The 14,585-nt window shown below is 73.9% G+C and carries 12 protein-coding genes; 10 read left to right on the top strand and 2 right to left on the bottom strand.

The features are described from left to right. The 4 genes from mfd to H1A17_RS12560 all read left to right on the top strand — a co-directional run. Nucleotides 1-3,482: transcription-repair coupling factor (gene mfd, locus H1A17_RS12575; protein ID WP_194821930.1), on the top strand; the 3,482-nt coding region annotated here is incomplete at its 5' end. 109 nt (nt 3,483-3,591) lie between these two features. Next, nucleotides 3,592-4,377: a hypothetical protein gene (locus tag H1A17_RS12570; protein ID WP_145917939.1), complete on the top strand. Its 786-nt coding sequence runs from the start codon at nt 3,592-3,594 to the stop codon at nt 4,375-4,377. Nucleotides 4,378-4,379: 2 nt separating this feature from the next. Then, nucleotides 4,380-5,363 carry a nucleoside triphosphate pyrophosphohydrolase gene (locus tag H1A17_RS12565; protein ID WP_145917940.1) on the top strand — a complete coding sequence of 328 codons (984 nt, stop codon included), beginning with the start codon at nt 4,380-4,382 and terminating at the stop codon, nt 5,361-5,363. 106 nt (nt 5,364-5,469) lie between these two features. Further along, complete coding sequence (locus H1A17_RS12560; protein ID WP_145917941.1) at nt 5,470-7,089, top strand: DUF885 domain-containing protein; 1,620 nt, start codon at nt 5,470-5,472, stop codon at nt 7,087-7,089. 11 nt (nt 7,090-7,100) lie between these two features. On the opposite strand, the gene nudC is transcribed toward H1A17_RS12560, so the two are convergent. Together nudC and H1A17_RS12550 are read right to left on the bottom strand one after the other, a co-directional pair. Next, nucleotides 7,101-7,943, bottom strand: a complete 843-nt coding sequence (nudC, locus tag H1A17_RS12555) for an NAD(+) diphosphatase (protein ID WP_194821929.1) — start codon at nt 7,941-7,943, stop codon at nt 7,101-7,103. After that, entirely contained in the window at nt 7,940-8,632 is a 693-nt protein-coding gene (locus H1A17_RS12550; RefSeq protein WP_145917943.1) for a hypothetical protein, read from the bottom strand. The genes nudC and H1A17_RS12550 overlap by 4 nt, the downstream gene beginning before the upstream one ends. A 223-nt stretch (nt 8,633-8,855) precedes the next feature. On the opposite strand from H1A17_RS12550, the gene eno reads away from it, so the two are divergent. From eno to H1A17_RS12520, 6 genes are all read left to right on the top strand, one after another. Further along, nucleotides 8,856-10,139 (top strand): phosphopyruvate hydratase, encoded by a 1,284-nt coding sequence (gene eno / locus H1A17_RS12545; protein ID WP_194821928.1) that lies wholly within the window; start codon nt 8,856-8,858, stop codon nt 10,137-10,139. 32 nt (nt 10,140-10,171) lie between these two features. Continuing rightward, nucleotides 10,172-10,795 (top strand): septum formation initiator family protein, encoded by a 624-nt coding sequence (locus tag H1A17_RS12540; protein ID WP_145917945.1) that lies wholly within the window; start codon nt 10,172-10,174, stop codon nt 10,793-10,795. A 34-nt stretch (nt 10,796-10,829) separates the two neighbouring features. After that, entirely contained in the window at nt 10,830-11,387 is a 558-nt protein-coding gene (locus tag H1A17_RS12535; protein ID WP_145922568.1) for a DUF501 domain-containing protein, read from the top strand. Between the two features lies 1 nt (nt 11,388). Further along, nucleotides 11,389-11,895, top strand: a complete 507-nt coding sequence (locus H1A17_RS12530; RefSeq protein ID WP_145917946.1) for an amino-acid N-acetyltransferase — start codon at nt 11,389-11,391, stop codon at nt 11,893-11,895. A gap of 111 nt (nt 11,896-12,006) precedes the next feature. Continuing rightward, a complete protein-coding gene (locus tag H1A17_RS12525) occupies nt 12,007-13,245 on the top strand; it encodes a hypothetical protein (RefSeq protein WP_309236765.1) in 1,239 nt (412 codons plus the stop codon). Between the two features lie 216 nt (nt 13,246-13,461). Further along, entirely contained in the window at nt 13,462-14,403 is a 942-nt protein-coding gene (locus tag H1A17_RS12520) for a Ppx/GppA phosphatase family protein (RefSeq protein WP_194821931.1), read from the top strand. Nucleotides 14,404-14,585 lie beyond the last annotated feature (182 nt).

Genomic DNA, 14,585 nt, shown 5'->3' with positions numbered 1-14,585 from the left:
GCCGGCCCGTGCTGGCGGTCACCGCCACCAGCCGGGAGGCCGACGACCTGGCCGCCGCGCTGGGCAGCCTGCTCCCGGCCGGGCAGGTCGCGGTCTTCCCGTCCTGGGAGACGCTGCCGCACGAGCGACTCTCGCCCCGTTCCGACACCGTCGGCCGCCGGCTGGCCGTGCTGCGCCGCCTCGCCCACCCGGACGCGCCGGGCCCGCACACCGTCCGCGCCGACGCCGACGCCGGCCCGCTGCGGGTGGTGGTGGCGCCTGTCCGGTCGCTGCTGCAACCGCAGCTCAAGGGCCTCGGCGACCTGGAGCCGGTGCAGCTCGCCGCCGGTGAGGAGGTCGACCTGGAGCAGGTCGCCCGCCGGCTCACCGACCTGGCGTACGCCCGGGTCGACCTGGTCACCAAGCGCGGCGAGTTCGCGGTACGCGGCGGCATCCTGGACGTCTTCCCGCCCACCGACGAGCACCCGTCCCGGGTCGAGTTCTGGGGCGACGAGGTGGAGGAGATCCGCACCTTCGCCGTCGCCGACCAGCGCACCATCGAGGGCGTACCGCAGCTCTGGGCCCCGCCGTGCCGGGAGCTGCTGCTGACCCCGGCGGTGCGCCGGCGGGCCGCCGCGCTCGCCGGGGAGCACCCGGAGTTGGCCGAGATCCTCGACAAGCTGGCCGAGGGCATCCCGGTCGAGGGGATGGAGTCGCTGGCCCCGGCGCTGATCGGCAGCGACAACCTGGAACTGCTGGTGGACACCATGCCCGCCGGCACCCACGTGCTGCTCTGCGACCCGGAGCGGATCCGCACCCGGGCGCACGACCTGGTGCGTACCTCGGAGGAGTTCCTCCAGGCGAGCTGGGCCGCGGCCGCCGTCGGCGGCCAGGCCCCGGTCGACCTCGGCGCCGCCGCCTTCAAGTCCCTGGCCGAGGTACGCGCCGCCGCCCGCGCCCTGCGCCAGCCCTGGTGGACCCTCGCCCCGTTCGGGCTGGTCGAGGCGGACGCCGCCGCACCGGCCCGGCAGCCCTGGGAGGACGCGCCGACCGGGGCGGACGTCACCCCCGACGACGCGATCGCGGTGAGCCTGGCCGCCCAGCCGGCCCCGCTCTACCACGGCGAGACCGACCGGTTGGTCGACGACCTGAAGCGCTGGACCGGCGACGGCTGGTCGGTGGCGCTGGTCTTCGAGGGGCACGGTCCCGCCCAGCGGGCCGTCGAGGTGCTCCGCGACGCCGGGTTGGGTGCCCGGCTCACCGAGCAGGTGCCGGCCGCGCCCGCCCCCGGCGAGGTGCTGGTCTCCTGCGGCTGCCTCACCGCCGGCTTCGTCGACGAGGCGTCGAGGTTCGTGCTGCTCACCGGCAACGACGTCACCGGCGGCCGGGGCACCACCACCCGGGACATGCGCCGGATGCCGAGCCGGCGGCGCAACACCATCGACCCGCTGGAGCTGAAGGCCGGCGACTTCGTCGTGCACGAGCAGCACGGCATCGGCCGGTACGTCGAGCTGGTGCAGCGCACCGTCAACGGCGCGTCCCGGGAATACCTCGTCATCGAGTACGCGGCCAGCAAGCGCGGCCAGCCCGGCGACCGGCTGTTCGTCCCCACCGACCAGCTCGACCAGCTCTCCCGCTACGTCGGCGGCGAGCAGCCCACCCTGCACAAGATGGGCGGCTCGGACTGGCAGAAGTCCAAGGCCCGCGCCCGCAAGGCGGTCCGGGAGATCGCCGCCCAGCTCATCCAGCTCTACGCCGCCCGCAAGGCGTCCAAGGGGCACGCGTTCGCCCCGGACTCCCCGTGGCAGCGGGAGCTGGAGGACGCCTTCCCGTGGCAGGAGACGCCCGACCAGATGGCCGCCATCGAGGAGGTCAAGCGGGACATGGAGCAGACCGTCCCGATGGACCGGCTGATCTGCGGCGACGTCGGGTACGGCAAGACCGAGATCGCCGTCCGGGCGGCGTTCAAGGCGGTGCAGGACGGCAAGCAGGTGGCGGTGCTGGTGCCGACGACGCTGCTGGTGCAGCAGCACTACAACACGTTCGCCGAGCGGATGAACCAGTTCCCGGTGACCATCCGCCAGCTCTCCCGGTTCCAGACCGCCAAGGAGAGCGAACGGACGCTGGAGATGGTCGCCGACGGCACCGTCGACATCGTCATCGGCACCCACCGGCTGCTCCAGACGGCCACCCGGTTCAAGTCCCTCGGCATGGTGATCATCGACGAGGAGCAGCGGTTCGGCGTCGAGCACAAGGAACACCTCAAGACGCTGCGCGCCTCGGTCGACGTGCTGAGCATGTCGGCCACCCCGATCCCGAGGACGCTGGAGATGGCGATCACCGGCATCCGGGAGATGTCGACCATCGCCACCCCGCCGGAGGAGCGGCACCCGGTACTGACCTTCGTCGGGTCGTACGACGACCGGCAGGTGGCCGCGTCGATCCACCGTGAGCTGCTCCGCGACGGGCAGGTCTTCTACCTGCACAACCGGGTCGAGTCGATCGACCGGACGGCGCGCAAACTGCGCGAGCTGGTGCCCGAGGCGCGGGTGGCGGTGGCCCACGGGCAGATGGGCGAGGAGGCCCTGGAGAAGGTGATGGTCGGCTTCTGGGAGAAGGAGTTCGACGTCCTGGTCTGCACCACCATCGTCGAGTCCGGCATCGACATCCCGAACGCCAACACGCTGATCGTGGAGCGGGCCGACCTGCTCGGCCTGGCCCAGCTGCACCAGATCCGGGGCCGGGTGGGCCGGGGCCGGGAGCGGGCGTACGCGTACTTCCTCTATCCGCCGGAGAAGCCGCTCACCGAGCACGCGCACGAGCGGCTGGCCACCATCGCGCAGCACACCGAGCTGGGCGCGGGCATGTACGTGGCGATGAAGGACCTGGAGATCCGGGGCGCCGGCAACCTGCTCGGCGGCGAACAGTCCGGGCACATCGAGGGCGTCGGGTTCGACCTGTACGTCCGGATGGTCGGCGAGGCGGTGTCGGCGTTCAAGGGGGAGAGCACCGAGGAGGAGACCGACGTCAAGATCGACCTCCCGATCGACGCGCACCTGCCGCACGACTACGTCGGGGTGGAACGGCTGCGGCTGGAGATGTACCGCAAGCTCGCCGAGGCACGCGACGACGCGCGGCTGCGCGAGGTGGTGGCCGAGATGACCGACCGGTACGGCGAACCGCCCGCCCCGGTGCAGAACCTGGTCGCGGTGGCCCGGTTCCGGCTGCTGGCCCGCCGCTACGGCCTGACCGACGTGTCGATGCAGGGCAAGCACCTCCGGTTCGGGCCGCTGCCGCTGCCCGACTCGAAGCAGTTGCGGCTCAAGCGCTACCACCCGGACTCGGTCTACAAGCAGGCCACCGACCAGGTCAGCGTGCCCCGGCCGAGCACCCGCCGGGTCGGCGGCGAGCCGCTGCGCGACCAGGCGCTGCTGGAGTGGTGCGCCCAACTCCTCGCCGACGTCCTCGGCGAACCGGCCGCGCTGGCGGGGGCGCGGGGATGAGCGGTCCGTCGCCCGCCCGGTGCGGAGCGCGGCACGGGGCGTCGGGCGGGGCCGCAGCGCACGGTGGGCGGCGTCACCGTACACAGGCAGGCATGAGAGAGTGACCGTCATGCGTGCACGCCGTCTCATCGCCGCCGCCAGCGTCGCGGCCCTGGGTGTCCTCTCCCTCACCGCCTGCGGCAAGGCATCTCCGGATGTGGCCGCATACATCGGCGACAGTCGCTACTCGGTGGCCCGGGTGGACGCGATCTACACCGACGCGCAGACGAGGTACGCCGAGGCGGTGCGCCAGGGCGCGGCCCAGTCCGGCCAGACCCCCGGCCCGGAGCAGTTGCGGGCCGGGGTGACCCGGCAGGACGTGGTGAACCTGCTGGTCAGCATCGACCTGGGTAAGCGGGTCGCGGCCGAGAAGAACCTCCAGGTCCCCGACCAGATCACCCCGGACCAGCTGGCCCAGCAGCTCCAGATGCCGCCGCAGGCGGAGTTCGCGAAGCTGTGGGGCGAGTGGGCCGACCTGTTCGTCGTGCTCAGCCAGCAGTTGCCGCCGGCCGACCTGAGCGACGAGTCGGTGATGGCGGTCTACCACGCGATCGAGAAGACCGGCGGCATCGACCGGGGGCTGTCGGTGGCGCAGGTGCGGCAGCTCTTCGGTGACGGCGGTTTCGTCCGCAGCTCGTCGGCGTTGAGCGCCGCGCTGGGCGAGCAGGCCGACAAGGTCGACGTCGAAGTCAACCCCCGGTACCGGCCGCTCGGCGTTCCCGCCTGGGTCAACAAGGGCCAGGAGCTGGTCTTCTACGCGCTGCCGTACATCGACGCGAGCGGCCCGGTGACCGACGTGTCGACGCCCGAGCCGGTCGCCAGCCCGACCCCGGAGCAGGGGCCGGCGGCCTCCTGAGCATGTCCGACCGGATCGTCCTGCTGGTCACCTCGCCCCGGTTGCCGGCCGGTCTGCTGACCGCCGCCGCCTGGGACACGCTGCGCTCCGCGCCGGTGCTGACCGGCGCGGAGGGTGCCCAGGTCACGGCGGTACGCGCGGCGGGCGTCACGGTCACCGTCGTCTCCGGCGGGGCCGGCGACGCGCTGCTCGACGCGGCGGCGGCACACGGCACGGCGGTCTGGCTGGCCGGCCCGACCGGCGACGAGTCCCTGGCCCGGGAGGTGGGCCTGCGGCTGGCCCGGCAGCCGGGGCTGGCCGAGCTGGAGCTGATGTACGGCTCGTGGGACCCGCCGGGGGCCCGGCTGCTCGACGCGGTCGAGGTGATGGACCGGCTCGCCTCGCCGGGCGGCGACCCGTGGAAGCGGGCGCAGACCCACCGCAGCCTCGCCGGCTTCCTGATCGAGGAGTGCTACGAGGCGTACGACGCGATCAGCGACGGTGACACCGACGCGTTGCGCGAGGAACTGGGCGACGTGCTGCTCCAGGTGCTGCTGCACGCCCGCCTCGCGGAGAACCTGCCCGAGGACGAGCGGTGGAGCGTCGACGACGTGGCCGGCACGCTGGTCGACAAGATGGTCCGCCGTAACCCGCACGTCTTCTCCGGTGCGCAGGCGGGTTCGCTGGCCGAGATCGAGGCGAACTGGGAGCGGATCAAGCAGGCCGAGAAGGCCCGTGCGTCGGTGCTCGACGGCATCGCCCTGAGCCAGCCCGCCCTGGCCCTGGCGGCCAAGGTGCTGGACCGCGCCGGCCGGGCCGGCCTGACCGTCCCCCTGCCGTCCCCCGACGCCCAACCCGACCCGGAGTCCCGCCTGGGTGCCACCCTGCTGGCCCTGGTGGCCCAGGCCCGCCGCGCCGGCCTGGACCCCGAAGCGGCCCTCCGCCACACCACCCTCGCCCACACCCGAACCCTCCGCACCACCGAACCCCCCACCCCGTCGAGTTGACCAAGAGGTTTGCGTCAGATCCGCGCGCCCCGGTGACGCGAAGCTCTTGATCGACGGGGTCGGCGCGCGGCCGGTGGGGGACCGGCGGGGTGGGTAGGGTCGGGGGATGGGTGCATTCGTGCCGCTGGCGGAGCGGATCGTCGAGGCCGTGCTGGAGAGCCGGCCCGGGTTCGCCACGTCGGCCGGGGACCACCGCTACGACGACCGGCTGCCCGATCTGTCCGCCCCGGCGGTCGCCGCCGACCAGGCGATGCTGCGGGAGGCCGCCGACGCGCTCGCCGAGGTCGACGCGGATTCCCTCGACGTCGAGGAGCAGGTCGACCACGCGCTGCTCGCCGCCCTGGTCGACCGGGAACTGTTCGAGCTGAGCGAGATCCGGGCCTTCGAGTGGGACCCGCTGGTGCACAACCCCGGCCCGCTGCTGCACGCCCTGCTCGCCCGCCCGTACGCGCCGGTGGAGCAGCGGCTGGCGCACCTGGTCGGGCGGCTGACCGCCGTACCCGACGCGTTGGCGACCGCGCGGGCGACGCTACGGGACATGCCCCGGGTGCACGCCGAGACGGCGGTCGGGCAGTTCGCCGGCAGCGCCGCGCTGATCCGCGACGAGGTGCCGCTGCTGCTCGCCCGGGCCCCCGCGCTGGCCGGCACGGTGGAGCCGGCGGCGACGGCGGCGATCGCCGCGCTCGACGAGTTCGTCGGCTGGCTGCGCGCCGGGCTGGCCGCCGACGCCGGGCCGGGCCGCGACCCCCGGCTGGGCCGCCGCCGCTGGGAGGCCCGGCTCTGGCACACCCTCGACACCGAGCTGGGCGCGGCCGAGGTGCAGCGCCGCGCCTGGGCCAACCTGGACCGGGTCACCGCCGAGATCCGCGCCGCCGCCGTCGAGCTGGTCGGTGGCCCGGCCGACGACGCGACGGTACGCCGGGCGCTGGACCTGCTCGCCGCCGAGCACCCCGACGACCACTCCATCGTGGACCTCGCCTCGGTCACCCTCGACGAGGCCGTCGACTTCGTCCGGGCGCACGACCTGGTCAGCCTGGTCGACGACCCGTGCGTGATCCAGGAGATGCCGGAGTTCGCCCGGGGCGTCGCGGTGGCCTACTGCGACTCGCCCGGCCCGCTGGAACCGGCCGACCTGCCCACCTTCTACTGCATCGCGCCCACCCCGGCGGACTGGCCCGCCCACCGGGTCGACTCGTTCTACCGTGAGTACAACGACCACATGATCCGCAACCTGACCGTGCACGAGGCGATGCCGGGGCACTTCCTCCAGCTCGCCCACGCCCGCCGGTACGCCGGCCCCACCCGGGTCCGGGCGCTCACCGAGTCGGGGGTGTTCATCGAGGGCTGGGCGGTCTACACCGAGGAGCTGATGGCCGGCCTCGGCTTCGGTGGCCTGCCGGTCCGCCTCCAGCAGCTCAAGATGCAGCTGCGGATGACCATCAACGCCCTGCTCGACCAGCTCGTCCACTGTGACCAGATGACCGAGGCGGACGCGCTGGCGCTGATGACCGGGCGCGGCTTCCAGGAGGAGGGCGAGGCGGCCGGCAAGTGGCGGCGGGCGCTGCTCACCTCGACCCAGCTCTCCACGTACTTCGTCGGCTACAGCGAGATGGCCGACATCGCCGCCGCCCGCCCCACGGGGGTGCCGCTACGCCGGTGGCACGACGCGATGCTCGCCCACGACTGCCCACCCCCGCGCCACCTGCGTACCCTGCTCGGCGTCTGAACCGGCCGGGTTCAGCCCCGGGCGACGACCGCGTCGATCAGCCAGCGGGAGATCGAGTACGCCGGTGGCAGCTCGGCCGGCAGCGCGTCCACCGGGAACCAGCGGGCCCGCACCAGCTCCCGCCCGTCCACCTCCGGCTCGGCGGTGGGGTCGGCGGCGGTGGCGAAGAAGCCGGCGAGCAGCACCCCCGGCCCGGAGATCGCCCAGGGCTGGCTGCCGAAGTAGTCGACGCTGCCGAGGGTCAGCCCGACCTCCTCGGTGACCTCGCGACGGACCGCCGTCTCCAACGACTCCCCGGCCTCGACGAAGCCCGCGACCAGCGCCCACAGCCCGGTCGGACCGGACGCGTGCCGCACCAGCAGCAGCTCGGTGGGGCCACCGGCCGGCCCGGGGCGGGTGATCGCCGCCAGCACCGCCGGGGAGAGCCGCAGCGGCACGTACAGGTCGCAGGCGGGGCAGCGCCGGGCCGTCTCGCCGGGCACGTCGGCCAGCTCCGCCCGGCAGGCCCCGCACCAACGGTGGGTACGCCGGAAGGTGACCACGGCCACCGCCCGCCCGGCGAGCGTGGCGAGCGGTTCGGGCAGCTCGGCGGCGATCGCCCGCCAACTGCGCCAGCGCCCGGCCGGTCGGGTCGCCCCGTCCGACGTGGCCGCCCAGGCGGGTACCCCGTCCAGCGTGCCCAGTGGCACCCAGCCGGTTCCGTCCGGCAGCTCGCCGACCCGGGGCAGGCCCCCGTCGGCGGTGGTGAGGATCCGGTGGCCGGCGACCAGCAGGCCCAGGTCCCCGGGGGCGGGTGACGGGTCGGCGGTGTCCCCGGCGGCGGGGGCGGGGTCTGCGGGTGGGGGAACGGTCACGACGTCGCCGGCCGGCGGTCGGTCACCCCGGCGCCGGCCGGCAGGTCGAACGCCGTCGGTGCCACCGAGTCGGTGTAGCGGTCCAGGGTCAGTTCGACGGGTTGGCCGTCGAGGACCCCGGTGAAGCTGCCGAGCACACCCTCGCTGGTCACGCAGGTGTCGAAGTTCCCGGCGGCCCGCCGGACGGCGACACAGGTGGCGTGGTGCCCGGTGATCGTGGTGTCGGTCTGCTTGACCTGGGCCGCCGGGTCGAGTGCGGCCTCGGTGAGCAGGCCGATCACCGCCGGCGGGGTGACCAGGCCGGCCTTGCGGGCCTCGGTGAACAGCGGCACGGCGGCCTTGCCGGACATCAGCACCGGCGGCTCGACCGTGCACGTGGTCCGCCCGGCGGTGGTCCCGCACCGGGTGATGGCCTGCTCGGAGACGGTGATCTTGCCGGCGGTCCAGGTGTACGCGGACCGGGCCGGTTCCTTCGTCTGGGCGATGGTGAAGTCCCGGCCACCGGCGAGCCGGTACTCGGCGGTCCAGGTCCGCACCAGCGACTCGTCGAGCCGGGTGGCGAGATCGTTGATCAGATCGGCGCGGCCGAGGGTGCGTCCGGCGTCGTCCAGGGTCTGACAGCCGGTGACGGTGAGCGACGCGATGACCGACACGGCGAGCACGCGGAGGGTGGTCGAGACGGCGGGCATGGCGACCAGCGTGGTCGATCGGGTCCACCCGGCGCAAACCGGTTGCCGGTTCAGGGGTGAGAATCCGGGAATGTCCGTCCCGGCGTACCGATTAGGGGTGGGCTACGTGTCCCCGGACGCCGTGCGGCCGGACGCCGCCCGATACGCTGCGTTCAACACACCTGCCTCAGCCGCACCGTCGCGGCCCGAACCGGATTCGCACACACGAACGAGGAGCGACTCAGTGGCAACCATCGAGGGAATCGTCGCCCGGGAGATTCTCGACTCGCGGGGCAACCCCACGGTCGAGGTCGAGGTAGGGCTGGACGACGGCACGATCGCCCGCGCCGCCGTACCCTCCGGCGCCTCCACCGGCGCCTTCGAAGCGGTCGAACTGCGCGACGGTGACAAGGGCCGCTACCTGGGCAAGGGCGTCGAGAACGCGGTCGCCAACATCGAGGACAAGATCGTCGACCAGCTCATCGGCTACGAGGCCAGCGAGCAGCGGCTGATCGACCAGAAGATGCTCGACCTCGACGGCTCCGACAACAAGGGCGAGCTGGGCGCGAACGCGATCCTCGGGGTCTCGCTGGCGGTCGCCAAGGCCGCGGCCGGCAGCGCCGAGCTGAGCCTGTTCCGCTACCTGGGCGGCCCCAACGCCCACCTGCTGCCGGTGCCGATGATGAACATCCTCAACGGTGGGGCGCACGCCGACTCGAACGTCGACGTGCAGGAGTTCATGATCGCGCCGATCGGGGCGTCCAGCTTCCGGGAGGCGCTGCGCTCCGGGGCGGAGGTCTACCACGCGCTGAAGTCGGTGCTCAAGAAGAAGGACCTCTCCACCGGCCTGGGCGACGAGGGCGGCTTCGCCCCCAACCTGCCCAGCAACGCCGCCGCGCTGGACCTGATCGCCGAGGCGGTCGAGAAGGCCGGCTACCGGCTGGGCACCGACATCGTCTTCGCCCTCGACGTGGCGGCCACCGAGTTCTTCGACAACGGCACCTACACCTTCGAGAGCGCGGCCAAGAGCGCCGAGGAGATGAGCAACTACTACACCAAGCTCATCGGCGACTACCCGATCGTCTCCATCGAGGACCCGCTGGCCGAGGACGACTGGAGCGGCTGGGCCACCCTGACCGCCGCCGTCGGTGACCGGATCCAGATCGTCGGCGACGACCTGTTCGTCACCAACCCGCAGCGCATCGCCCGGGGCATCACCGAGAAGGCCGCCAACGCGGTGCTCGTCAAGGTCAACCAGATCGGTTCGCTGACCGAGACGCTGGACGCCGTGGACCTGGCCCACCGGGCCGGCTTCAAGTGCATGATGAGCCACCGCTCCGGCGAGACCGAGGACACCACCATCGCCGACCTGGCCGTCGCCACCGGCTGCGGCCAGATCAAGACCGGTGCCCCGGCCCGGTCCGACCGGGTCGCCAAGTACAACCAGCTCCTGCGGATCGAGGAGGAGCTGGGCGACGCGGCGCGGTACGCCGGCGTCGGCGCGTTCCCGCGTTACCGTTCGGCCTGACCCGGGCGAACCTCGGGGGGAGGGGTGTGACGATGCAGCAGCGCCGCACACCGGGTGGACAACGCCCGGCCCGCCGGCCGACCGGTCGGCCGGGCGGGGCCCGGGGCGCCCGCACGCCGCTGCGCGACGGCGGGGTCCGCGCCGAGCCGCGGACCACCGCGGCCCGCTCGCGTGGCGTCGACGGTGTCCGGTCGGCGAACCGCCCGGCGGCGGCCCGCCGGACGGCGGCCGGCGGCACCATCCGGCGGCTCACCGCACCCCACCCCCGACGGTTCACCGGGCGGGCCACCGTCCTGTTCGCGGTGCTGCTCGCGCTCGCCCTGGCCTACACCTATCCGGTCCGGGTCTACCTCGACCAGCAGGTCGACATCGAGCGGATGGAGGCCAGCCAGGCCGCCCAGCGCGAAGAGATCGCCGAGTTGTCGGCCCAGGCGGCGAAGTGGCAGGACCCCGAATACATCAAGATCAAGGCGCGGGAACGGTTCTACATGGTGGCCCCGGGCGAGACCCCGGTGATCGTGCTCAACGACGCCGACGGCGCGGCCCGCGACGCCAACGGCGGCCGGCCGCCGGCCCCGCCCAAGGCTCCCGCCCCCTGGTACGACACCCTGTGGTCGAGCGTCCGGGCGGCGAACGGCGAAGCCGCCGACCAGTGAGCAGCACCCGCGTACCGAACGAGAGATGGGCACCGTGAACGTCGTACCACCGCAGGAGCCGGCGGCGGACTCCGTACCCCCGCCGGAGCACCAGCCGGCCACCGAGGCCGACCTGGCCGCGGTGGCCGCGCAGCTCGGACGCCCGCCCCGGGGCACCCGGGCGGTGGCCCACCGCTGCCCGTGCGGCCTGCCCGACGTGGTCGAGACCACCCCCCGGCTCGCCGACGGCACCCCCTTCCCGACGCTGTTCTACCTGACCTGCCCCCGGGCGACGGCGGCGTGCAGCCGGCTGGAGTCGGCCGGGCTGATGAAGGAGATGGCCGAGCGGCTCGCCGACGACCCGGAACTGGCCGACCGGTACCGGGCCGCGCACGAGGACTACCTGGCCCGCCGGGCCGCGATCGGCGAGGTGCCGGAGATCGCCGGCATCTCCGCCGGTGGGATGCCCGGCCGGGTGAAGTGCCTGCACGTGCACCTGGGCCACGCGCTCGGTGCCGGGCCCGGTGTCAACCCGTTCGGCGACGAGACGCTCGCCCTGGTGGAGAAGTGGTGGGCGGCCGGGCCCTGCGTGGACGTGCCGACGGCCGGGTGAGATGACCGACGAGATCGAGGTACGCCGGGCCCGCACCGGCGACGTACGCGGCATCCGGCGGCTGGTCGACACCTACACCGACGACCGGCGGCTGCTCAGCAAGGCCACCGTCACCCTCTACGAGGACGTGCAGGAGTTCCGGGTCGCGGTGGCCGGCGACGGGCGGGTGGTCGGCTGCGGCGCGCTGCACGTGATGTGGGAGGACCTCGCCGAGATCCGTACCGTGGCCGTCGACCCGGCCTGCCGGGGGCGGCGGCTCGGCCACCGGATCGTCACCGAGCTGATCGACGCCGCCCGGGAACTGGGCATCGCCCGGATCTTCGTGCTCACCTTCGAGACGGCGTTCTTCGGCGCGTTCGGGTTCACCGAGATCGACGGCGCGCCGGTGCCGCAGCCTGTCTACGAGCAGTTGCTGCGCTCCTACGACGAGGGTGTCGCCGAGTTCCTCGACCTGGAACGGGTCAAGCCGAACACGCTGGGTAACACGCGGATGCTGCTGCGCCTCTAGCCGGTGGGCGCGGTCCGCGCCCGGCACGGCAGGTTCCCGTCCGGGGCGGCGGACCGGGGGCGGTGCACAGTGGACCGGCCCCGCCTTGACCCGGCCCGGCACCCTGGGTCGGTGACGATCGTGCGCCGGTTGGGCGCGGTGCTCGCCGCCCTGGTGACCCTGTTCGCGCTGGTCGGCGTGGCCCGGCTGATCGCCCCGGCGACCGGTGGCGTCGACCGCCAGCCGCCCGGGGTGGACCGGCAACTCGACTACCTGCGAGCCGAGCTGGACGACGGTGCCGGCGAGGACGCCCAGGCGATGTTCCCGGAGGGCTGGTTCTTCGCCCACGCGCTGTACGGGCTGGCCCGGGTGGAGACCGGCCTGCGGCAACCGGCCGAGGGGCGTGCCGAGGCGCTGCGGGAGGCCCGGTGGGCGCTGTCCCGGCTGGAGTCCCCGGCCGGCACGGCCCCGTTCAGCGCCGACCTGACCCCGGCGTACGGCGTCTTCCACGCCGGCTGGACGAACTGGCTGCGCGGCGGGGTGCTCGCCCTGCAACCGGCGTCGGGGCGGGACCCGGCCGAGGTGCGGCGGTTCACCGAGACGTCGGCCGCGCTGGCCGCCGCGTTCGACGCCTCGGCCACGCCGTACCTCGCCGCCTACCCGGGGCAGGCGTGGCCGGTCGACTCGACGGTGGCGGTGGCCTCCCTGCGGCTGCACGACCACCTGCTGCCCGCGCGGTTCGACCGGACCACGGCACGCTGGCTGGACGGGGTACGCCAGCGGCTCGACCCGAACACCGGGCTGCTGCCGCACCGGGTCGACCCGGGCACCGGCGCGCCGGCCGAGGTGGCCCGGGGCACCTCGCAGAGCGTCATCCAGCGGTTCCTGCCGGAGATCGACCCGACCTTCGCCCGCGAGCAGTACCTGCGCTTCCGCACCGACTTCGTGGTGTCGCCGCTGGGGCTCGGGCCGGCCGTGCGGGAGTATCCGCGCGGCCTGGACGGCCCGGGGGACGTCGACTCGGGGCCGCTGCCGCTCGGGGTGAGCTTCTCCGCCACCGTGGTGACCCTCGGCGCGGCCCAGGTGCAGGGTGACGACGCGCTGGCCGGGGCGCTGGCCAACTACGGTGAACTGGTCGGCTTTCCGCTGGACACCCCGCACACCCGGCGGTACGCCTTCGGTCTGCTCCCGATCGGCGACGCCTTCCTGGCCTGGTCGAAGACCGCCCGCCCGTGGGTCTCCGCACCCGCCGACCCGCCACCGGCGACGGTGGACCCGTGGTGGCGCGCGCCGCTGGTGGCCCTGCTGGTGCTGCTCGCCGTGCTGCCCTGGCTGCCGTGGCTGCTGTGGCGTCGGCACCGGCGACGCTGACCAGGCCGGCCGGTGCTGCCGTGCGCGGTCGGCGGCGCCGGGCACCCGGCCGGTGCTGTCGTGCCCGGTCGGCGCTGCCGTGCACCCGGTCGGCGGCCGGGGGCGTCGCCGGTCCGGTCGGCGTCGCCGGGCCTGCGGTCCGTGCTGCCGGGTGCCCGGTCGGTGCCGCCGTGCGCGGGCGGCGGCTGCCGTAGGGTTGCTGCCGTGACGACGCGTGTGGCCGCCATCGACTGCGGGACGAACTCCATCCGGCTGCTGGTCGCCGACCTGCCCGACCCGTCGGCCGGGCCGCAGGCCCCGCTGGTCGACCTGGCCCGCCGGATGGAGATCGTCCGGCTCGGGCAGGGCGTCGACCGCACCGGCCGGCTGGCCCCGGAGGCGATCGAACGGACCCGGGTGGCGCTGGCCGGGTACGCCGCCGAGATCGACAAGCTGGGCGTCGACCGGGTCCGGATGTGCGCCACCTCGGCGTCCCGTGACGCGAGCAACGCGGCCGACTTCCGGGCCATGGTCGAGCAGACCCTCGGGGTCGCACCCGAGGTGGTCAGCGGCGACGAGGAGGCCCGGCTGTCGTTCACCGGCGCGGTCCGGGGGCTGCCCGCCGACGCGGAGCCGCCGTACCTGGTGGTCGACATCGGCGGCGGCTCGACCGAGTTCGTGGTGGGCACCCGTGACGGTGGGGTGCAGGCGGCGATCTCGGTCGACATCGGCTGCGTCCGGATGACCGAACGGCACCTGCACGGCGATCCGCCGACCGCCGACGAGGTCGCCGCCGCGCAGGCCGACATCGCCGCCGCCGTCGACCGGGCGCTCGCCGCCGTCCCCGGCCGGGAGGCCGCCACGCTGGTCGGGCTCGCCGGTTCGGTCACCACCGTCGTCGCCATCGCCCAGGACCTCCAGGAGTACGACCCCGAGCGCATCCACCACGCCCGGGTGCCGTACGAGCGGGTGGCCGGGGTGACCGCCGACCTGCTGGGCAGGACCGCCGCGCAGCGGCTGGCGATCCCGGTGATGCACCCGGGCCGGGCGGACGTGATCGGGGCGGGCGCGCTGGTGCTCAAGGTGATCATGGAGCGGGCCGGGATGTCCTCGGTGGTCGCCTCCGAACACGACATCCTCGACGGCATCGCCTGGAGCCAGCAGCCCACCCACGGCTGACCACCACCGTCCCGGCCCTTCTCCGCCCGCCCCCGCCGCTCGACATCGAGCCCGGTGATCAAGAGATTTACGTCAAAAGTCCCGTCGAGAATGCCTCGAACTTCTTGATCACCGGAGCGGAAGCCTGGTGATCAAGAAGTTTGCGTCAAAGATCCCGTCGAGGATGACCCGAACCTCTTGAT

Origin of the sequence: Micromonospora sp. S-DT3-3-22 (genome assembly GCF_015354745.1) — a bacterium.
Classification (GTDB): Bacteria; Actinomycetota; Actinomycetes; order Mycobacteriales; family Micromonosporaceae; genus Micromonospora; species Micromonospora wenchangensis.
Note: the sequence above shows the minus strand (reverse complement) of the source record. Positions and strands in the feature narration are given on the sequence as shown.